This window comes from Kitasatospora saccharophila (genome assembly GCF_039529925.1).
Classification (GTDB): Bacteria; Actinomycetota; Actinomycetes; order Streptomycetales; family Streptomycetaceae; genus Kitasatospora; species Kitasatospora saccharophila.
Window position 1 is genome coordinate 1 of record NZ_BAAANS010000048.1, and the last position, 15,246, is coordinate 15,246.

General features: G+C 73.4%; 13 protein-coding genes. 10 read left to right on the forward strand and 3 right to left on the reverse strand.

All coding sequences use genetic code 11. The features are described 5' to 3' along the window. The 7 genes from ABD345_RS29025 to ABD345_RS29055 form a co-directional block, all read left to right on the forward strand. On the forward strand, positions 1-1,052 hold a 1,052-nt coding region (locus ABD345_RS29025; RefSeq protein WP_344556291.1), incomplete at its 5' end, for an ABC transporter substrate-binding protein. A gap of 108 nt (positions 1,053-1,160) precedes the next feature. After that, a complete protein-coding gene (locus tag ABD345_RS29030) occupies positions 1,161-2,132 on the forward strand; it encodes a carbohydrate ABC transporter permease (RefSeq protein ID WP_344556292.1) in 972 nt (323 codons plus the stop codon). 77 nt (positions 2,133-2,209) lie between these two features. Next, positions 2,210-2,995: a carbohydrate ABC transporter permease gene (locus tag ABD345_RS29035; RefSeq protein WP_344556405.1), complete on the forward strand. Its 786-nt coding sequence runs from the start codon at positions 2,210-2,212 to the stop codon at positions 2,993-2,995. 118 nt (positions 2,996-3,113) lie between these two features. After that, a complete protein-coding gene (locus ABD345_RS29040) occupies positions 3,114-4,145 on the forward strand; it encodes a LacI family DNA-binding transcriptional regulator (RefSeq protein ID WP_344556294.1) in 1,032 nt (343 codons plus the stop codon). A gap of 103 nt (positions 4,146-4,248) precedes the next feature. After that, positions 4,249-5,460, forward strand: a complete 1,212-nt coding sequence (gene manA / locus ABD345_RS29045; protein WP_344556296.1) for a mannose-6-phosphate isomerase, class I — start codon at positions 4,249-4,251, stop codon at positions 5,458-5,460. Positions 5,461-5,626: 166 nt separating this feature from the next. Next, positions 5,627-6,247 carry a GDSL-type esterase/lipase family protein gene (locus ABD345_RS29050; protein ID WP_344556298.1) on the forward strand — a complete coding sequence of 207 codons (621 nt, stop codon included), beginning with the start codon at positions 5,627-5,629 and terminating at the stop codon, positions 6,245-6,247. A gap of 128 nt (positions 6,248-6,375) precedes the next feature. Then, entirely contained in the window at positions 6,376-7,404 is a 1,029-nt protein-coding gene (locus ABD345_RS29055) for a LacI family DNA-binding transcriptional regulator (RefSeq protein WP_344556300.1), read from the forward strand. A 58-nt stretch (positions 7,405-7,462) separates the two neighbouring features. Here ABD345_RS29055 and ABD345_RS29060 read toward each other — a convergent pair whose 3' ends face one another. After that, a complete protein-coding gene (locus ABD345_RS29060) occupies positions 7,463-8,122 on the reverse strand; it encodes a hypothetical protein (protein WP_344556302.1) in 660 nt (219 codons plus the stop codon). 143 nt (positions 8,123-8,265) lie between these two features. Here ABD345_RS29060 and ABD345_RS29065 point away from each other — a divergent pair, with 143 nt between their 5' ends. Then, positions 8,266-9,282: a LacI family DNA-binding transcriptional regulator gene (locus ABD345_RS29065; protein ID WP_344556407.1), complete on the forward strand. Its 1,017-nt coding sequence runs from the start codon at positions 8,266-8,268 to the stop codon at positions 9,280-9,282. 61 nt (positions 9,283-9,343) lie between these two features. Further along, entirely contained in the window at positions 9,344-9,817 is a 474-nt protein-coding gene (locus ABD345_RS29070) for a DIP1984 family protein (RefSeq protein ID WP_344556304.1), read from the forward strand. A 312-nt stretch (positions 9,818-10,129) separates the two neighbouring features. Here the strand turns inward: ABD345_RS29070 and ABD345_RS29075 are convergent, their stop codons facing one another. Together ABD345_RS29075 and ABD345_RS29080 are read right to left on the reverse strand one after the other, a co-directional pair. Beyond that, entirely contained in the window at positions 10,130-11,974 is a 1,845-nt protein-coding gene (locus ABD345_RS29075; RefSeq protein WP_344556306.1) for a hypothetical protein, read from the reverse strand. A gap of 85 nt (positions 11,975-12,059) precedes the next feature. Beyond that, positions 12,060-13,112 carry a LacI family DNA-binding transcriptional regulator gene (locus ABD345_RS29080; RefSeq protein ID WP_344556308.1) on the reverse strand — a complete coding sequence of 351 codons (1,053 nt, stop codon included), beginning with the start codon at positions 13,110-13,112 and terminating at the stop codon, positions 12,060-12,062. Between the two features lie 401 nt (positions 13,113-13,513). Between ABD345_RS29080 and ABD345_RS29085 the strand changes: the two genes are divergently transcribed. Beyond that, positions 13,514-15,223, forward strand: a complete 1,710-nt coding sequence (locus ABD345_RS29085) for a cellulose binding domain-containing protein (RefSeq protein ID WP_344556310.1) — start codon at positions 13,514-13,516, stop codon at positions 15,221-15,223. Positions 15,224-15,246: the final 23 nt, after the last annotated feature.

Here is a 15,246-nt window from a genome sequence, read left to right on the forward strand (position 1 = left end):
TCAAGATCCGCATGAACACCGAGAACTACGGTGACGTGCTGCCGATCCCCTCGGACCTCTCGATCGCCCAGTTCCCGAACTTCTTCTCCTCGCTGGGTGCTTCGGACGAGCTGTCGAAGACCTACCAGTGGACCGACTACGCGACGGTGGACGGCAAGGTCTACGGCCTCGCGAACTTCGGCACGGTGACCGGCTTCGTCTACAACAAGAAGGTCTGGGCGGACGCCGGCGTCACCGAGTGGCCCAAGACCCCGGAGGAGTTCGTTACCGACCTGAAGGCCATCAAGGCCAAGGGCCAGGCGACCCCGTACTACACCAACTACCACGACAGTTGGCCGCTGCGGCAGTGGACCGACGCGATCGGCGCGGCCAGCTGCAACGAGGGCGCCAAGGACGCGCTGGCCACCACCGCGACCCCCTGGACCAGCGGCAACGACATCTACACCATCGACAGCCTGGTGTACTCGATCGTCAACCAGAAGCTGTCCGAGGACGACCCGACCACCACCAACTGGGACCAGTCGAAGGTGATGCTGGGCACCGGCAAGGTCGGCACGATGTACCTGGGCTCCTGGGCGATCTCGCAGATGCAGGACGCCGCGACCAAGGCCGGCGCCAGCCCGGACGACATCGGCTACATGCCCTTCCCGTCCACCTCGGGCAAGGCATGCACCGTCCTGCAGCCGGACTACAAGTACGCGATCAACAAGCACTCCAAGAACCAGGAGGCCGCGCGAGCCTGGCTGGACTGGTACATCACCAAGTCCGGTGCGGCGCAGGCCGAACAGGGCATCTCCTCGGTCCGGGGCGCCGAGCTGCCGGCCGCGCTGAAGCCGTTCACCGACAACGGCGTGCAGATGATCGGGCAGAAGCAGGACAAGTCCGCCACCGTCAAGAAGATCGACAAGGGCGCGGAGATCAACCTGGACGCCCCGGACTACCGGCAGAAGCTCGTCGACATCGCCCGCGGCGCGGCCTCCGGCGACCAGGACGGCTACTTCGCCGAGCTGAACAAGAAGTGGTCCGAAGCCCAGAAGACCGTCAACGGCTGACCGCACCGGTCGAGTTGACCGAGCGGCACGGCCACTGCCCACCGCCCCGAGGAGCAGCGGCAGGGCCGTGCCGCCCACCAGGTGTCAGGACTTGAGAAGGAACGGAAGATGACTGCACTGCAGAGGGACCGGGGTGCCGGAAAGCCCCCCGCGCAGGCCGAGGCCGGCGAGGCCGCCCCGGCCGACCGGCGCCGAGCTCCCCGGCGCAAGGCTCTGCGCCGCCACTGGTGGTTCACCCCCTGGCTGTACCTGGTGGTGCCGCTGGTGTTCCTGGTGACGTTCACCTACCTGCCGATCGGCGACATGATCGGCTACAGCTTCACCGACTGGGACGGGATCAGCCCGGAGCGCAACAACGTCGGCCTGGAGAACTACACCGACCTGTTCACCCGGCCCGAGCTGTTCAAGGTGTTCCTGGTCTCCGGCGTCTACCTGATCGCCGCGGTGCTGCAGATCGCGCTGGCCCTGTACTTCGCCACCGTGCTGAGCTTCAACACCCGCTTCCGGAACCTGTTCAAGGGCATCCTGTTCTTCCCGTACCTGATCAACGGCGTCGCCATCGGGTTCGTCTTCCTGTTCTTCTTCCAGCCGCACGGCACCCTGGACTCGCTGCTGTCGATGATCGGCGTGCACGGCAAGCACCAGTGGCTCGGCGACCCGGACCTGGTCAACAAGTCGCTGGCCGGCGTGTCGGTCTGGCGCTACACCGGCCTGAACCTGGTGCTGTTCCTGGGCGCCATCCAGTCCATCCCGCCGCACCTGTACGAGGCCGCCGCGCTGGACGGCGCCAACCGCTGGCAGCAGTTCCGGCACATCATCGCGCCCAGCATCAAGCCGGTGATCAGCCTCAGCGCGATCCTCGCGGTCTCCGGCTCGCTCGCCGTCTTCGAGATCCCGTACATCATGACCGGCGGTTCCAACGGCTCGCAGACCTTCGTCATCCAGAGCATCAACATGGCGTTCAAGTTCGACAAGTTCGGGCTCGCCTCGGCCAGCGCCGTCGTGCTGATCATCCTGATCCTGATCGTCACCTGGATCCAGCGCCGCCTGGTGCCGGAGGAGAGGGTGGAACTGTCGTGACCACCAACGCCGTTACGAACAACCGTCGCCGCTTCCACGCCCGTTCCGCCGCCGCGTCCGGCGCCAAGTACCTCTCCCTGGTCCTGGCCAGCGCCGTGGTGCTGGTCCCGCTGCTGGTGATCCTGTTCACCTCGCTGAAGACCCGCAAGGAGGCGCTGGGCACCGGGCCGCTCGACCTGCCCTCGAACTGGTTCAACTTCGAGAACTTCAAGATCGCCTTCACCCAGGGCCACATGATGCCGGCGTTCCTGAACACCGGGATCATCCTGCTGGTGTCCGTCACCGGCACCGTGGTGATCGGCTCGATGACCGCCTACGCGATCGACCGCTTCGAATTCCGCTTCAAGGGCCTCGTGATGGGCGCCTTCCTGCTCGCCAGCCTCGTCCCCTCGGTCACCACCCAGGTCGCCACCTTCCAGATCGTCAACGAGCTCGGCGCGTTCAACACCCGCTGGGCGCCGATCCTGCTCTACCTGGGCACCGACATCATCTCGATCTACATCTTCCTGCAGTTCATCCGCTCCATCCCGGTCTCCCTCGACGAGGCGGCCCGGCTGGACGGCGCGAACTCGTTCACCATCTACTGGCGCATCATCCTGCCGATGCTCAAGCCGGCCATCGCCACCGTGGTGATCGTCAAGGGCGTCACGGTCTACAACGACTTCTTCATCCCGTTCCTGTACATGCCCTCCACCGACCTGGGCACCATCTCCACCTCGCTGTTCCGCTTCCAGGGCCCGTTCGGCGTCAACTGGGAGATCATCTCGGCCGGCGCCATCCTGGTCATCCTCCCCACCCTGATCGTCTTCCTCGCCCTGCAGCGCCTCATCTACGCCGGCTTCGCGGCCGGCTCCACCAAGTGAGCCGCCGCACCGGGGGGAACGGGCGGCGGCACCGCACCTGCGCCGCGGTGCCGCCGCACGGGGGAGGCGCGGGGCGCGCGTACGGGGAGGCGGCACGGCGGGGACGGGAGGTGGCGCGGTGAGCGGACGCATCACCATCCGGGAGGTCGCCGCCCTCGCCGGGGTCTCCGCCGGGGCCGTCTCGCTGGCCCTGAACGACCGGCCCGGGGTCTCCACCGCCACCCGGGAACGGATCCGGGCCGCCGCCGAACAACTCGGCTGGGTGCCCAGCCAGGCCGCCCGCAGCCTGGCCCGGCTCGCCCCCGGCAGCGACACCATCGGGCTGGTCGTCACCCGCCCGGCCCGCCAACTCGGCCTGGAACCCTTCTACATGGAGTTCATCTCCGGGATCCAGAGCGTGCTGGAGGAACGCTCGGCCACCCTGCTGCTGCGCCTGGTCCGCGACCGGGAACAGGAGATCGCCGTGCACCGCACCTGGTGGCGCACCCGCCGGGTCAGCGGCTCCGTCCTGGTCGACCTCACCGAGGCCGACCCGCGGATCCCCGCCCTCGCCGCCCTCGGCATGCCGACCGTCGCGGCCGGCCACCCCGGCCTGGCCGGCGGCGAACTGGCCGCGGTGTGGACCGACGACTCGGCCGCCGTCGAGGACGCCGTCCGCTACCTCGCGATGCTCGGCCACCGCCGGATCGCCCGGGTCGGCGGCGCCCCCGACCTCGGCCACACCGCGATCCGCACCAGGGCGCTGGCCGCCGTCGCCGAACAGCTCGGACTGGAGCCGCCGCGCAGCGTCCCCACCGACTTCTCCGGCCAGGCCGGCGCCCGCGCCACCCGGATGCTGCTCGCCTCCGCCAACCGCCCCACCGCGATCATCTACGACAACGACATCATGGCCGTCGCGGGCATCTCGGTCGCCGTCGAGTTCGGCCTGCACGTCCCCGCCGACCTGTCCCTGATCGCCTGGGACGACTCCCAGCTGTGCCGGCTCACCCACCCCGCGCTGTCCGCGATGAGCCACGACGTGCACGGGTACGGCGCGCTGGTCGCCCGCACCCTGTTCGACGTCATCGAGCACCGCGGCACGCCCGCCGGGCCGGCACCCACCCCCGTGCTCGTCCCGCGCGGCAGCAGCGCCCCGCCCGCCACCCACTGACCGCAGCCCGCCCCGCCCGCAGACTCCCGGCCCGTCCCCGACTCCTTTTGAGGGTAAGGAAGTTCGGGGCCGGGCCGGGGCACCACCCACCCGGAGCACCTCGATGACCGCCGACCTGCTCGCCACCACGATCCGCCACTACGCCTGGGGCTCCACCACCGCCCTCGCCCAGCTGGCCGGCCGCCCGCCCGGCGGCGAACCCGAGGCCGAAATCTGGATGGGCGCCCACCCCGGAGCCCCCTCCCGGATCGACCGCGGCCGCGGCCCCGAACCGCTCGACACCGTCATCGCCCGCGACCCCGCCGCCGAACTCGGCCCCCGGGTCGCCGACCGCTTCGGGCCCCGACTGCCCTTCCTGCTCAAGCTGCTGGCCGCCGAACACGCCCTCTCCGTCCAGGTCCACCCGACCACCGCCCAGGCCGAAGCCGGGTACGCCGCCGAGGACGCCGCCGGACTCCCGCTCGACGACCCCCGGCGGATCTACCGCGACCGCAGCCACAAACCCGAACTCATGTGCGCCCTCAGCGAGTTCGACGCCCTCTGCGGCTTCCGCGACCCGCGCGCCAGCGCCGCGCTCTGGCAGCGCCTCGACCTCCCCGTCCTGGCCCCCTGGATCGACACCCTGCGCACCGCCCCCGCCGAGACCGCCCTGCGCACCGTGCTGACCGCCGCCCTCGCCGACGACCGCGCCCGCGGCGAGCAGGCCGCCGCCGAACTCCCGTCCTCACTACGGAAGTTGGCCGAGAGCGACGACCCGGACGCGGCGACCTGGGCCGCCTACCTGGACGCCGCCCGGGACTACCCCGGCGACCCCGGCATCCTGGCCGCCCTGCTGCTCAACCACGTCCGGCTCGGCGCCGGTCAGGCCCTCTACCTCGACGCCCGCGTCCCGCACGCCTACCTGCGCGGACTCGGCGTCGAGATCATGGCCAACTCCGACAACGTGCTGCGCTGCGGACTCACCCCCAAACACGTCGACACCGCCGCCCTCGCCGAGGTCGTCGACTTCCGCCCCACCGCCCCGTACCGCGCCCCCGCCGTCCCGGTCGGCCCCGGCGAACTCGAATTCCTCACCCCCGCCGCCGAGTTCACCCTCTCCCGGATCGAACTCGGCGACCCCGCCCCCGTCGTGATCGACGACGACGGCCCGCAACTGCTGCTCTGCGTCCGCGGCACCGTCCGCCTCCACGACGGACCCACCCTCGGACCCACCCTCGGACCCGGCGAGTGCGCGTACGTCCCCGCCGCGGGCGAACCACTGCGACTGGCCGGGGACGCGACGGTCTTCCGGGCGAAGGTGCCGCGCGGGCGGTGAACTCGGCGCGGACGGGCAGAAGCAGTACTGTCCGTTCCGCAGTTCCCCTCCGACCGTTCGACCGTTCGCCCCCGACCCTCCGCCCGCCGCTCGAACCGCCCGCCGCCTGGTGACCGTCAACCCGGGCGGCGGGCACCGCACGTCCCGCCACACCCGAGGAGCCCGCATGCCGCCCGCCGCCACCGCCACCACCGTCCTGTTCCAGGGCGACAGCATCACCGACGCCGGACGCGACCGCACCCGCCCCGACCACCTCGTCCACGGCTACGCCGCGATGGTCGCCGCCGCCCTCCCCGGCACCCCCACCGTCCTCAACCGCGGCATCGCCGGAGACCGGATCACCGACCTGCGCGCCCGCTGGGACGAGGACACCCTCGCCCACCGCCCGCAACTCCTCTCCCTGCTCATCGGCGTCAACGACACCTGGCGCCGCTACGACAGCGGCCGACCCAGCCCCGCCGACGCCTGGGAACACGAGTACCGCGCCCTGCTCGCCCGCCTGCACACCCACTGCGCGCCCCGGCTCGTCCTGATCGAACCCTTCCTCGTCCCCGTCACCCCCGCCCAGTGGACCTGGCGCGAGGACCTCGACCCGCGCATCCACGCCGTCCGCCGCCTCGCCGCCGAGCACGACGCCCTCCTGCTCGCCGCCGACGGCCTGCTCAACCAGGCCGCCCGCACCGCCGGCGACCCCACCCTGATCGCCGGCGACGGCGTCCACCCCACCCCCCTCGGCCACCGCCTGCTCGCCGACGCCTGGCTCGACCTGGTCACCGACGGGGCCTGACACCCCCGGCCGGCCGCCGCCGGCCCCGGGCCGGGCCGTCCGGCTTCCGGTGCGTGGTCGGCGGCCGGAAGCGGACGGGGAGGGGCGGGCGTGTCGGGCGGGGTGGTGCGCGCACTATTCTCCCTGACATGACCAGCAGCCCCACCAGTAGCCTCCGCGGTGCCCGCCCGACCATGAAGGACGTCGCGGCCGCCGCCGGGGTCGGGCTGAAGACGGTCTCCCGGGTGGTGAACGGCGAGAGCGGCGTCACCCCCGAGATGGCCGCCCGGGTGCAGGCCGCGATCGAGGCGCTCGGCTTCCGGCGCAACGACAGCGCCCGGCTGCTGCGCACCGGCCGCACCGCCAGCGTCGCCCTGCTGCTGGAGGACATCAGCGACCCGTTCTCCTCCGCGCTCTCCCGCGCCGTCGAACAGGTCGCCGCCGCCGAGGGCTGCCTGCTGTTCACCGGCTCCAGCGGCGAACAGCCGCACCGCGAGAAGGAGTTGGCCCTCGCCTTCTGCGCCCGCCGGGTCGACGGGCTGATCGTCGTCCCGGCCGGCCACGACCACGGCTACCTGCTGCCCGAGGTCGAGTCCGGCACCCCCGTGGTCTTCCTGGACCGCCCCGGCAGCATCGCCGCCGACGCCGTCCTCAGCGACAACGCCGGCGGCGCGAAGGCCGGCACCGCCCACCTGATCGCCCACGGCCACCGCCGGATCGGCTTCATCGGCGACCTCCCCACCATCCACACCGCCGCCGAGCGGGCCCGCGGCTACCGCGAGGCGATGGCCGAGGCCGGACTGCCCGTCGACGAGAAGTGGATCGACTGCGGCCCCACCGACCGGGCCCGGGTCGCCGCCGCCGTCCACCGCCTCACCACCGGCCCCGACGCCGTCACCGCCCTGTTCACCGCCAACAACCGGGTCACCCTCGCCGCCCTGCACCACCTCCCCGCCACGGCCCGCCCCGCCCTGGTCGGCTTCGACGACCTCGAACTCGCCGACCTGCTCACCCCCGCCCTCACCGTCGTCGCCCAGGACCCGGTCGCCCTCGGCGCGCTCGCCGCCCGCCGGCTCTTCGACCGCCTGGCGGGAGAAGCCTCGCCCCCGGCGCGGCTGGAGATCCCGACGCTGCTCATCCCGCGCGGCTCGGGCGAGACGCCGCCCGGCGAGGGGTGAGAGCGCGGCAGGGATGCCGGGCGGGGGCCGGGGTCGGGGTCGGGGTGCCCCCGCGGGGTCAGTCCCGGTAGACCAGGTCCAGCCAGTAGCGCTGGTCCTCGTCGAGGAGGCGCGGCGGCAGGCCGGCGATCCAGGAGGCGATCTCGGGGCCGACCGGGAGTTCGCGGTAGAAGCCGAGGTGCAGGTCGGGGAGGCGGTCGTAGTACAGCCAGTCGGCGATGGTGCGGGTGAGGTGGTGTTCGGCGGTCGGGGTGCCGGTCCCCGCCCAGGCGGTGAGCCAGGGGGCGGCGGTGCCGGTGGCGACGGCCAGGGTCTCCAGGACCTCGGCCGCGTTCGCGCGGGGGTCGGCGAGGGTGGCGGGCCACCAGGCGTCCAGGACGTCCCGGACGAGACCGGCGTGCTGCCAGGAGGTCCAGTCGGCGGCGACCAGCCGGGCGGCGATCAGGGGGCCGTCGATGGCCAGCGTGCCGGTGGTCAACTGCCGTAGCACGCGCGGCGCGAGACGGCGGTAGAGGGTGGGGAAGTCCACCCAGTGGTCGGGGTTCTTCGCGGCCACCGAGTGCAGCAGCCGGTCCGGGAGCAGGTCGGGCGGGCCGGAGAGGAGGATGAGTTCCTCCGGGGTGTAGCAGTGCCCGCAGCCGTCGACCGCCGGTCCGGGGCGGGCGGTGCGGCCGAGGGCGTCCAGGGCGTGGTGCAGGCGCTGCTGTGCGGTCGTCATGCGGTCCCCGCTGGGTACTCCGCCGGGTCCCTCCGGCGAAGATCGCGACGTTACCAGGAGCCGATGTGCCGTTCGGCGGCGGGGACCTGACAGGATGGGGGCCCGCAGGTGGCGGGTGGGTGAGGGACGGGGTGAGCGGCAGGATGCAGCGCCGGGTGACGATCCGGGACGTGGCGGCGCGGGCCGGGGTGTCCGCGGGGGCGGTCTCGCTGGCCCTCAACGACCGGCCGGGGGTCTCCGACGCGACCCGGCGGCGGATCGTCGAGGCGGCCCGCGAGCTCGGCTGGTCACCGAACCTGGCGGCCCGCTCGCTCGCCCAGGGCGACCGGGTGCACACCGTCGGCATGGCGCTGACCCGGGGCGGGCCCGGGCTGGACCAGGTGCAGATGGCGCTGATCGGCGGCATCGAGCAGGTGCTCGCCGAGCGGCCGTGCGCGCTGCTGCTGCACAGCGTCCCGGACCGGGACGCGGAGATCGCGCTGTACCGGCAGTGGTGGCAGTCCGGGCGGGTGAACGGTTCGGTGCTGGTCGGGGTGGTCGCCGACGACCCCCGGCTGGAGCCGGTGCACAGGCTCGGGATGCCGGCCGTCGCGGTCAGCCAGCCCGCGCTGTCCGGCCCGTTCCCGGCGGTGTGGACGGACGACGCGGCAGCGATCGCCGAGGCCGTCCGCTACCTGGCCCTGCTCGGGCACCGCCGGATCGCCCACGTCACCGGCCCCGAGGCGCTCGGCCGCACGCTGCTGCGCGGGGACGCGTTCGCCGCGACCGCCGCCGAACTCCCGGCCGTCACGGCCCGCAGCCTGCCCACCGACCTGTCCGCGCAGGCCGGGGCCCGGGCCACCCGGACCCTGCTGACGGCCGCCGAGCGGCCCACCGCGATCGTCTACGACAACGACATCATGGCGGTCGCCGCCGTCGCCGTCGCCGAGGAGCTCGGCCTGCGCGTCCCGCAGGACGTCTCGCTGGTCGCCTGGGACGACTCCGACCTGTGCCGGATCACCCGCCCGCAGCTCTCCGCGCTCAGCCACGACCCGTTCGCGGTCGGCGAGGAGGTGGCCCGCTGCCTGCTGGAACTCATCGACGAGGGCCGCGCCCCGTCCCGTCCGGCCGGCACCCCGGTGCTCGTCCCGCGCGGCAGCACCGGCCCCGCCGCGCCCTGAACCGGCCGCCCGCCGGGCATACTTGGCTGACGATCGACGGCGGGCACGGGACGGTGGCAGGGTGAGACTGGCTGAAGCGCTCGCGCAGCGCGCGGCCGCGGCGCGGCAGGTGGAGCAGTTGCGGACGCGGATCGTCGGCAGCGCCCGCTACCAGGAGGGCGAGGAGCCCGCCGAGGACGCGGCGGAGGTGCTGGCCCGGGCCGGGGAGGTGCTGGACGAGCTGGAGGCGCTGATCCGCCGGATCAACCGGACCAACTCGACCGTGCGGGTCGAGGGCGGCGGCACGCTCACCGACGCGCTCGCCCGACGGGACGTGCTGCGGCTGCGCCACTCGGTGATCACCTCGGCCGCCGACGCCGCCTCCGGGCGCGGCCAGGCCGGCACGGTCCGCCAGCTGCGCTCCGAGCTGCGGATCCTCTCCGCCCTGCCGGTGGCCGAACTGCGCTCCCGGGCCGACGAGTTGGCCAAGGAGATCCGCGAGGTGGACACCCTGATCCAGCGCACCAACTGGGAGGTCGACCTGATCGAGGACTGAGGCCGCGGGCCTTCGGTCCCCACGAGCAGGGTGTGGGAGAGCAGGTAGTCGTCGCGGAGGCGTGCACGGACCGCGGCCGGCGGATTCCGGTCACTGGCGCGTGAAGGGCAACGCCGGGGTTCGATTCCCCAACGAACAGTGCAGCTCAGCACCGCGCACAGGTGACGGCGCACGGCGCACACCTCACCACCGCGTGCAGATCCGCGACGACGAGGGCGGGAACGGGGCGCCCCACACCCGGCCGCGAGGGTCGTGCCGTCGTCCGACGGTGCGGCCCTCGCGGCGTTCCGCACCCGGACGCCGTGCCGGGGTTCAGGTGCGCAGCAGGGCGAGGGCCAGGGTGCGGGCCCGGTAGTCGTCGCGGCCGCCGCCGGTGTGGCCGAGCAGGGCGGGGAGGCCCTCGGGGAGCAGGCGGCGCGGGGCGAAGGCCAGGCCGCGCAGGAACGGGCGGGCCTCCGCCGGGAGCCGGGGGAGGGCGGCGAGCAGCGGCAGGGCGCGCAACACGGCTCTGGCCGGGTCGAGTTCGGCGATCAGGTCGGCGGCGGGCAGGCCGGGGGAGCCGGTGATCCGGCGGTGGGCCCCGGCGGCGGCGATCCGGTGTTCGGGGCGGCGGTCGGCGAGCAGCGGGGTGATCAGGGGCAGCAGCGGTGCGGCGGCCGGCCCCAGCGGCTCCAACTCGGCGAGTGCGGTGAGGGGTCGCGGGCCGGTCAGGAGTTCCGGGAAGACCCGCAGGGCCGGCGCCGGGTCCCCGGTCAGCCGGTAGTGGGCGGCGGTGGCCGCCGCGCGCAGCGTTCCGTCCTCGGCGGTGGCCGACCCGCTCAGCAGGGCGGCGAGTTCGGGGGTGGCGGTGGCGGTGCGGCCGAGTGCCCGGGCGGCCCGGGCGGCGGCCCGGCCCGCGCGCAGGCAGGCGGTCAGCTCGGGGGTGCCGCCGCCGACCGCGCCGAGTGCGTCGACGAGCGTCCGGCTGGTGAACTCGTCCGGTTCGGAGGCGAGTTGCCGGGCGATCAGGACGCGCAGCCGGGGGCGGGCGGCGGCGGGCAGCAGGCGGGCCGCCTCGGCGAGCAGGTCGGCGTCGGGGCGGCCGGGCAGCAGGTCGAGGGCGCGCGGGTCGCGGGCCCGGACCAGGGCGAGCAGGGCGAGCGGGTCCCGGTCCAGGTGGGCGTGCAGGGCGTCCAGCAGGGCGGCGGGCGGGGTGCGCAGGTGCTCGATCCAGTGGGCGGCGGTGCGCAGCCGGGGGGCCGGGTCGTCGCGGTGGTGGGGGAGCGCGGCCAGCACCAGGTCGAGCACTTCGGCCTCGCGGTCCCGCCAGCCCTCCACCACCCGCTCGGCCAGCCGGCTGCCGTGGCCGCCCTCGTCCCCGGCGGTGATCCAGCGGCCCGCGACGGCGAGCGCCGCGTCCGGGTCGCGCCGCAGCAGCCGGGTGAGGCGCTCCGCCGGTTCCCCGGTGACCGGCCACAGCGGGCCGGGCCCGCCGGAGGGCCCGTCGGCGGCGAACACCTCGACCGCCCCGGCCGGGTACGGCGGGCCGTGCCGGTCGGCGGCCAGTACCGCCGAGACCTGCCGGATCTCGGCGAACGGACTCTCCAGGAAGGCGAGTCGCACTCCGAAGCGGTCGAGGGCGAGCAGCGCGTCGGCCCGGACGGCCGGTGCGGCGTCCGTCTCGAAGACCCCGGTCAGCAGCTCGACCAGCCCGGCCCGCCGGGCCGCGGGCAGCACGTCCGCGACCGAGGCCAGCAGGCGCAGCGTGAGCTGCCGGGTCTCCTGGTCGGGGTCCGCCAGGCACGGCAGCAGGTCGGGCAGCACCCGGCACAGCTCGGCGCAGACCGCCGCCGTCGCCCCACCCGCCCGGCACGGCGCCCCGACCTCCTCCGGTTCGTGCTCCGCCATCAGGAACAGCAGCGCCACCGCCTGCTGCCGGGCCTCCCGGAGCGGCGCGTGCCGGACCACGTGCGCCAGGAACGGGACGGCGGCCGCCGAGGCCGAGTACACGCTGCCCTGGTGGTAGACGGCGCTGACCAGCTCGTACTCGGCCTCGTCGACGGCCGCCGGATCCTCCCCGTACAGCGCCGCCAGCAGCCCCGGCACGTCCTCGGCCGACCCGTACGCGTGCTCCAGCGCGGCCCAGTCGACCTGGCCCAGCTCCTCGGGTGACCTCATCCGCTGCACGACTCCTCGACCGGTCCGGGTACGGACGGGACCCTACCGCCGGTGCCCGACAGGCCCCGGTTCCGGCGGGCCGGTCTCAGCGGGCGGGCGGGGCGGCCGTGGAGCCGCGCGGAGTGAGCTGGGGGGCCTGGTCCTCGTAGCCGGTGACGGGGCGGCCGGCGATCAGGTCGAGCAGGGTGCGGGCGGCGTGCGCGCCGTAGGCGTGGATGTCGCGGCTGAGCGCGGTCAGCGGCGGGCGGACGACCTGGGCGAGGGGGGAGTCGTCCCAGGCGACCAGGGAGAGGTCCCGGGGGACGGAGAGGCCGAGTTCCTGGGCGACGGAGAGGCCCGCGACGGCGGTGATGTCGTTGTCGTAGAGGATCGCGGTGGGGCGGGTGGGGGAGAGCAGCAGGCGGCGGGTGGCGCGGGCGCCCTCCTCGCCGGTGTAGTCGGTGTGGACGGTGGGCAGCGCGTCCAGGCCGAGGTCGGCGCAGGCCGCGGTGAACGCCTCGTCGCGGATGGCGGTGTGCACCAGGCCGGTCAGGCCGGCGATCCGGCCGACCCGGCGGTGGCCGAGCGCCGCCAGGTACTCCAGGGTCTCGCGGACGGCGGCGGCGTCGTCGGACCAGACGGGGGTGAGCCGGCCGGAGCCGGAGGGGTGGCCGATGACGACGGTGGGCAGGCCCATCTCCTCCAGGGCGGGCACCCGGGCGTCGTCGCGGCGCAGGTCGACCAGGATCGCGCCGTCGATGTGCCGCTCGCCCCACCAGCGGCGGTACGCCTCCAGGCCGCGCTCGTGGTCGGAGACGACCTGGAGGGCGAGCGAGTAGGAGGCGTCGGAGAGCACCTTCTCGATGCCGCCGATCAGCTCCATGAAGAACGGTTCGGTGCCGAGCATCCGGGCGGGCCGGCAGAGCGCGAGGCCGACGGCGGCGGCCTTGGCGCCGCTCAGGGCGCGGGCGGCGCTGTTGCGGACGAAGCCGAGCTCCTCGGCGACGGCGGCGATCTTGGCGCGGGTGGCGTCCGAGACGCCTGGTTGACCGTTCAAGGCGTTGGAGACGGAGACCTTGGACACGCCCACGATCTTGGCGATGTCGGCGATGGTCGGCCGCTTCGCCGGCGGGCTCTGCTGCTGGGACACCTGCTCCACGGAACCTTTCAGGACTGCTCGTCGGCCGCCCGTCGTTCCTGCCGGTGCCGGACGCGGGCCTGTTGTGCCCTCTCAAGCTACTACGCGCCTCCCGCCCGTTGTAGCCCGGCACCCCGGCGGGGAGCGGCTTGGCAACAAACGGTTAACCACCCGTTGACAACGATGTCGGCCCGCCCGTACGGTCTTCACGCCTTAATCGGTTAACCAACCGATCGGGCAGGCCGCTGGACGCCTGCCCCGCGCAAGAGGAGCACTTCCCCGCAAGACCCGGTGCGGACGGCACGCCCCAACGAACGTCGCCGTCCGCACCGCGGCCCCGAGCCGCCGTGATTGGGACACCCGGCGGCCGGGGCACCTCCCACCCGCACCCCCACCCCCCACCCGGGACGAAAGGCACTCGCGTGAACCCGAGACTCCAGCACCACCGCCCCCGCACCTCCGCCAAGCGCCTGGCGCCGATGGCCCTGCTGCTCGCCGCCTCGGTCGCCGCGGCCGGCCTGACCCTCGGCCGGGCCGACACCGCGCAGGCCGCCGGGGCGGACTCGTTCGCCACCCGCTGCGGCACGCACTTCTGTCTGGACGGCAAGGAGTACTACTTCGCGGGCACCAACACCTACGACATGTTCACCTACGGCGGCAGCTACGGCGACACCGAGACCCAGTTCATGGACAAGGCCCGGATCGACGCCCAGTTCGCCAACCTGCAGGCCGACAAGGTCGACGTGGTCCGGCTGTGGATGTTCAGCCACGAGAACTGGCACGGCTTCGAGAAGACCAAGGGCGTCTACGACGAGCAGGAGTTCGCCCAGTTCGACTACATCATCCAGTCCGCCAAGGCCCACGGCATCCGCCTCGTCCCGGTGTTCGAGAACTACTGGGAGGCGTACGGCGGCATCGACACCCGCCTGCAGTGGGAGGGCCTCTCCGGCGGCCAGCCCGGCCGGGCCGCGTTCTTCGACAAGACCCGCTGCCCCGGCTGCTTCACCTCGTACAAGAACTACGTCTCGTACGCGCTGAACCGGGTCAACCACTACAGCGGCGTCAAGTACAAGGACGACCCGACCATCTTCGCCTGGGACCTGATGAACGAGCCCCGGTACGAGGGCCAGTCCGCGGCCGAGAACGTCAACGGGACGACGCTGCGCGCCTGGGTGGACGAGATGGGCGCGTTCGTGAAGGGCATCGACTCCAAGCACCTGCTGGGCGTCGGGCTGGAGGGCCACGGCAGCAACTACGGCTTCGGCGGGGACGAGGGCAACCCCTTCGTCCACGTGCAGCAGTCGCCGTACCTCGACTACACCTCCGCGCACCCGTACCCGACCGAGTCCTGGGCGAACCTGAGCATCGACCAGACCAAGACGCTGATCCGCTCCTGGATCGCCGACTCGCACGACAAGGTCGGAAAGCCGTTCTTCATGGGCGAGTTCAACGTGCACAACGTGGACCGCTCGGCCTGGTGGGGCCAGCTCTACCCCGACTTCGAGGCGGCCGGCGGCGACGGCAGCGCGTTCTGGTGGTACGCGGACCACAACGTGGACGGCAAGTTCGGCGTGCTGGCCGGGGCGCCCGAACTCTCGGTGTTCCGCGCCCACTCGGACCGGATGCGCGCCAAGTCCGGCCTGACCACCGGTACTTCCAGCCCCACGCCGAGCGCCAGTGTTTCCGCGTCCGCCAGCGCCAGCGCCAGCGCCAGTGCCAGCGCGTCCGCGAGCGCGTCGGCGTCGGTGTCGGCGAGCACGTCCGCCTCCGCCTCCGCTTCGGCGAGCGCCAGCACCCCGCCGTCCGCCGGGAGTTGCTCGGTGCACTACGGGCTGTCGGACTGGGGCAGCACCTTCAACGGCGACGTGACGGTGAAGAACACCGGCGGCGCGCCGGTCAACGGCTGGCAGGTGGCGTTCTCGTTCCCCGGTGACCAGAAGGTCACCAACATGTGGAACGCGGTGCCGGTGCAGACCGGCAAGCGGGTGGTGGCGAGCAACCCGTCCGGCTACAACACGGTGATCGCGGCCGGCGGAAGCGTCAACTTCGGCTTCAGCGGCACCTCCAGCGTGGGCACCAACGGAACCCCGGCAACCTTCACGCTCAACGGCCAGGTCTGCGGCACCTACTGACGGTGAATCAATCACCCCCGGCC

Bases quoted from the DNA above. Each gene is read 5' to 3' on its own strand.
- ABD345_RS29030 (WP_344556292.1), top strand. From the start codon at position 1,161: ATGACTGCACTGCAGAGGGACCGGGGTGCCGGAAAGCCCCCCGCGCAG.
- manA (WP_344556296.1), top strand. From the start codon at position 4,249: ATGACCGCCGACCTGCTCGCCACCACGATCCGCCACTACGCCTGGGGC.
- ABD345_RS29050 (WP_344556298.1), top strand. From the start codon at position 5,627: ATGCCGCCCGCCGCCACCGCCACCACCGTCCTGTTCCAGGGCGACAGC.
- ABD345_RS29055 (WP_344556300.1), top strand. From the start codon at position 6,376: ATGACCAGCAGCCCCACCAGTAGCCTCCGCGGTGCCCGCCCGACCATG.
- ABD345_RS29060 (WP_344556302.1), bottom strand. From the start codon at position 8,122: ATGACGACCGCACAGCAGCGCCTGCACCACGCCCTGGACGCCCTCGGC.
- ABD345_RS29065 (WP_344556407.1), top strand. From the start codon at position 8,266: ATGCAGCGCCGGGTGACGATCCGGGACGTGGCGGCGCGGGCCGGGGTG.
- ABD345_RS29075 (WP_344556306.1), bottom strand. From the start codon at position 11,974: ATGAGGTCACCCGAGGAGCTGGGCCAGGTCGACTGGGCCGCGCTGGAG.